This window comes from Clostridium sp. HV4-5-A1G, assembly GCF_900184915.1.
Taxonomy (GTDB): Bacteria; Bacillota; Clostridia; order Clostridiales; family Clostridiaceae; genus Clostridium_B; species Clostridium_B aromativorans.
Genome location: NZ_FXYI02000266.1, coordinates 1 through 3,253, shown reverse-complemented (window position 1 = coordinate 3,253; position 3,253 = coordinate 1). Strand labels below are relative to the sequence as shown.

5 protein-coding genes are annotated in these 3,253 nt (G+C 29.7%); 4 read left to right on the top strand and 1 reads right to left on the bottom strand.

Annotated features, from left to right (window positions below; translation table 11 throughout):
• On the top strand, window positions 1–299 hold a 299-nt coding region (locus J5G60_RS17470; protein WP_207876595.1), incomplete at its 5' end, for a DUF2953 domain-containing protein.
• A gap of 18 nt (window positions 300–317) precedes the next feature.
• Complete coding sequence (locus tag J5G60_RS17465; RefSeq protein WP_150359009.1) at window positions 318–689, top strand: GerW family sporulation protein; 372 nt, start codon at window positions 318–320, stop codon at window positions 687–689.
• 24 nt (window positions 690–713) lie between these two features.
• Here the strand turns inward: J5G60_RS17465 and J5G60_RS17460 are convergent, their stop codons facing one another.
• Window positions 714–1,619, bottom strand: coding sequence for a DMT family transporter (locus J5G60_RS17460; RefSeq protein ID WP_150359008.1), 906 nt, complete (start codon window positions 1,617–1,619; stop codon window positions 714–716).
• 171 nt (window positions 1,620–1,790) lie between these two features.
• Here J5G60_RS17460 and J5G60_RS17455 point away from each other — a divergent pair, with 171 nt between their 5' ends.
• Entirely contained in the window at window positions 1,791–2,582 is a 792-nt protein-coding gene (locus J5G60_RS17455; RefSeq protein ID WP_150359007.1) for a Cof-type HAD-IIB family hydrolase, read from the top strand.
• A 48-nt stretch (window positions 2,583–2,630) separates the two neighbouring features.
• Window positions 2,631–3,059 (top strand): hypothetical protein, encoded by a 429-nt coding sequence (locus J5G60_RS17450; protein ID WP_150359006.1) that lies wholly within the window; start codon window positions 2,631–2,633, stop codon window positions 3,057–3,059.
• Window positions 3,060–3,253: the final 194 nt, after the last annotated feature.

Genomic DNA, 3,253 nt, shown 5'->3' with positions numbered 1-3,253 from the left:
TTAAAATAGAGGGGAACTATGGTTTAGAGGATCATTATATCACTGGAATATTAGGAGGGATTTTTGCTATAATTAAAAATATAATGCCAAAAAAATCTATAAATATGAAACCGGATTTTTTTGACGATGTTTTTAATGTAAGTGTAGAAATTAAAGGAAGCTTAAAAGTTATATCTTTTATTTTTATAATGTTTAGAGTTCTTATGGCTGATTTTATGAAAAAAAGGTTTCATAGGAGAGATAGAGCAGAGAGAGTCGGATATGAAAAAACCAGTGAAGTGAAGTCAGCTGATATTTGATATTAAGGAGGTATTAACATGGATATTAAGGAAAATACGGAGATGCTATTTTCAAAATTGGAAAATTTTTTAAAGACAGAAACAGTTGTTGGTAAACCCATAAATGTAGGAGATATAACTTTGGTGCCATTTATAACTGTTAATTTTGGATGTGCTGCTGGAGGAGGAGAGGATACAGCTGGAGATAAAGATAAAAAGGAAGGTTCTGGATCAGGTATGGGTGCGGGTGCAAAGATAACTGCAGATGCTGTGCTTGTTATAAAAGAGGATAATGTTAAATTAATTCCCATTAAAAATAAGGACAGTTTAGACAAGATAATAGAGTTGGTTCCTGATATAATTAAGAAAATGGGAATAAAGAAAAACAAAAATAAAGAGGAAGAACAGTGAGAATAAATAACTTATAGTATTGAATTAAGATATATTTCGAGAATTTCTTTTAAATGTAAATTTTAATTTTGTTTCTGAGATAAATACGGATAAAAATATGATGCTGCAACCTATTATCATATTCAATGTAAATACTTCATTCAAAAATATCATGGATATGATCGCGCCAAATACAGATTCTAGTGAAAGTAATATTCCCACATGATTGGGATTGGTATATTTTTGAGCTATGTTTTGAATTAAAAATCCTATCATGGTGCTAAAGACTACTAGGTAAAAAATAGGGAATAAAGCACTATCACGTATTCCTGAAAAACTTGGTTCAAAAATAATTGCAAATAGAAGAGAAAATATACCGGAAAACATCATCTGTACTACAGATAGTATTATCGGATTGGATTTTCTTGTAAAACAAGCTATGGAAATTATATGTGATGCAAATAAAACAGCTGATAAGAGTGTCAGCCAGTCTCCAATATTTATATTGAGCTGCATATTTGATTTAAAACTCAGTATTCCTATGCCAATAAGGGAAATTACGGCTGAAATTATAGCTCTATGAGTAGGTTTTGTCTTGAATACAGCCCAGTATAAAAAGGGAAGTATAATTACATAAACTGAAGTTAAAAAAGATTGCTTGCTGGCAGTTGTATAGTTAAGTCCTACTGTCTGGGCAGTGTAAGCCAAAAACAAGAATATGCCTATTATAAAACCACGAGTTATATCTTCTAGAGTTATTTTCATCATTATTTTGAAAAAAATAACTGAAATTAAAATTCCAGCACATAAAAATCGTATGGCCATCATATATAATGGAGTTATGCTATTTAGAGCATCTTTTGTAGCAGCATAGCCTCCACCCCATAGCATAGCGGCCAGCAATAAAAATAAATCTGCTATAAATTTTTTTCTGCTTTTATGAGTTTCCATAATTTAATACCTCTATGTTTTGTATGATGTGTTTAATTCTGAGATCATCAAATATATTGTAGTGATATTTACGTTTATTGTCAAATAATTTCAATTTGGAAAGAACTCAACAAATTAATTAGTGTGGTTTATTAGTATTATGTAGTATTTAGCATACAGAGGAGGGCATTTATGTATAAACTAGTATCAATGGACATGGATGGGACTTTATTGAATGAAAATCATGTTTTGAGCAAGAGGACTATAGAAGTAGTAAAGAAAATACAAACATTGGGAATAAAAGTGATCTTAGTTTCAGGAAGGGAATTTAACGGGTTGAAAAATTTTTCAAATGAATTGGGGCTGGAAGACTTTGTAATATGTTTAAATGGGGCAAATCTATATAGAAAAAGTAAATTGATTTTAGGAGAACCCATTGAAAATAAAATATGTAGTAGAATTATACATATGTCCGAAAAAAACAATATATATTGCATATTGTTTGATGAAGCAAAGGTCTATATAGAAAAAATAACTGATTATATGAACCTTAATGATTATATAGCTCATTGGAATGAAGTGGGAAAACTGTCTTCATTTTTTAGCAGTCAACCTATGTACAAAATAGTTCTTGTTGAGGATAGAGCAAAACTTTTGACAATAAGAGAGGAAATCTTAGATGAGTTTGGAAATAAGATAAATGCTAATTTTTCACTTCCAAATTATTTAGAAATATTCAACAAAAAGGTAGACAAGGGAAAAATGCTTAAGAGGGTTGCAGAGGATTATGGCATAAATCGAGAGGAGATATTATCCATAGGAGATTGGGATAATGATATCTCCATGATAAATTATGCGGGATTCGGAATAGCAATGGATAATGGTTCTGATGGATTGAAGGCAGCTGCAGATTATATAACTAAAAGCAACAGAGAAGATGGAGCAGCCTATGCTTTGGAAAAATTTATATTAAATAAAGTGTGAAAATAAATAAGAACACAGACATCCAGGCTTGGAAAGGAGATACTATAGATGAACGATAAAAATCTAAATTTTAATATTAAAATACTGGCTTTCACGGCAATTTTAATTACAGCGTACTTTTTTATAGACAAGTTGGAGATACTTGTACTTATACCCTGCTTGTTGTGTATATATGATGGTATTTACATATTTCTCAAGGTTAAAAATAGAGATGGGCTTAAAGTGATATTCTTTCTGGGTACTGTTTTGGCATTGATTTTTATGGTTCATATCATAGTAGTCTATAGCATATCTGATCCAGTTCCTATAATCCTCATATTTATTATGACCAATTTATTTTTCTTTTATAATTTAATACTGTATTTTTTTAATAAATATGGTAAGTTAAGTATTGTACTTATACTTTTAGGATGGATTATATGTGATAGTATTCCGATACTCATGGTATTGGTTTTATCTGCAGGACTTTCCAGTTGATAATATGATTCTATGTTTAGAGATTATAGTGAAGAGTTAATAGTAGATGAAGATTTTCGATGATGACTAAAATCTACTAATCTACTATTAACTCTTAATTTTAAACTTTTAACTTGGGAAAGCTTGTAATTACTAAAGTTTTTGGCCTAAAAATTGATTGTTAAGCTAAAAATAAATAAAAGTTATTTTTTATT

What these genes read in the sequence shown, in the direction of transcription:
- J5G60_RS17465 (WP_150359009.1), top strand. Translation starts at nt 318, where the DNA reads ATGGATATTAAGGAAAATACGGAGATGCTATTTTCAAAATTGGAAAAT.
- J5G60_RS17460 (WP_150359008.1), bottom strand. Translation starts at nt 1,619, where the DNA reads ATGGAAACTCATAAAAGCAGAAAAAAATTTATAGCAGATTTATTTTTA.
- J5G60_RS17455 (WP_150359007.1), top strand. Translation starts at nt 1,791, where the DNA reads ATGTATAAACTAGTATCAATGGACATGGATGGGACTTTATTGAATGAA.
- J5G60_RS17450 (WP_150359006.1), top strand. Translation starts at nt 2,631, where the DNA reads ATGAACGATAAAAATCTAAATTTTAATATTAAAATACTGGCTTTCACG.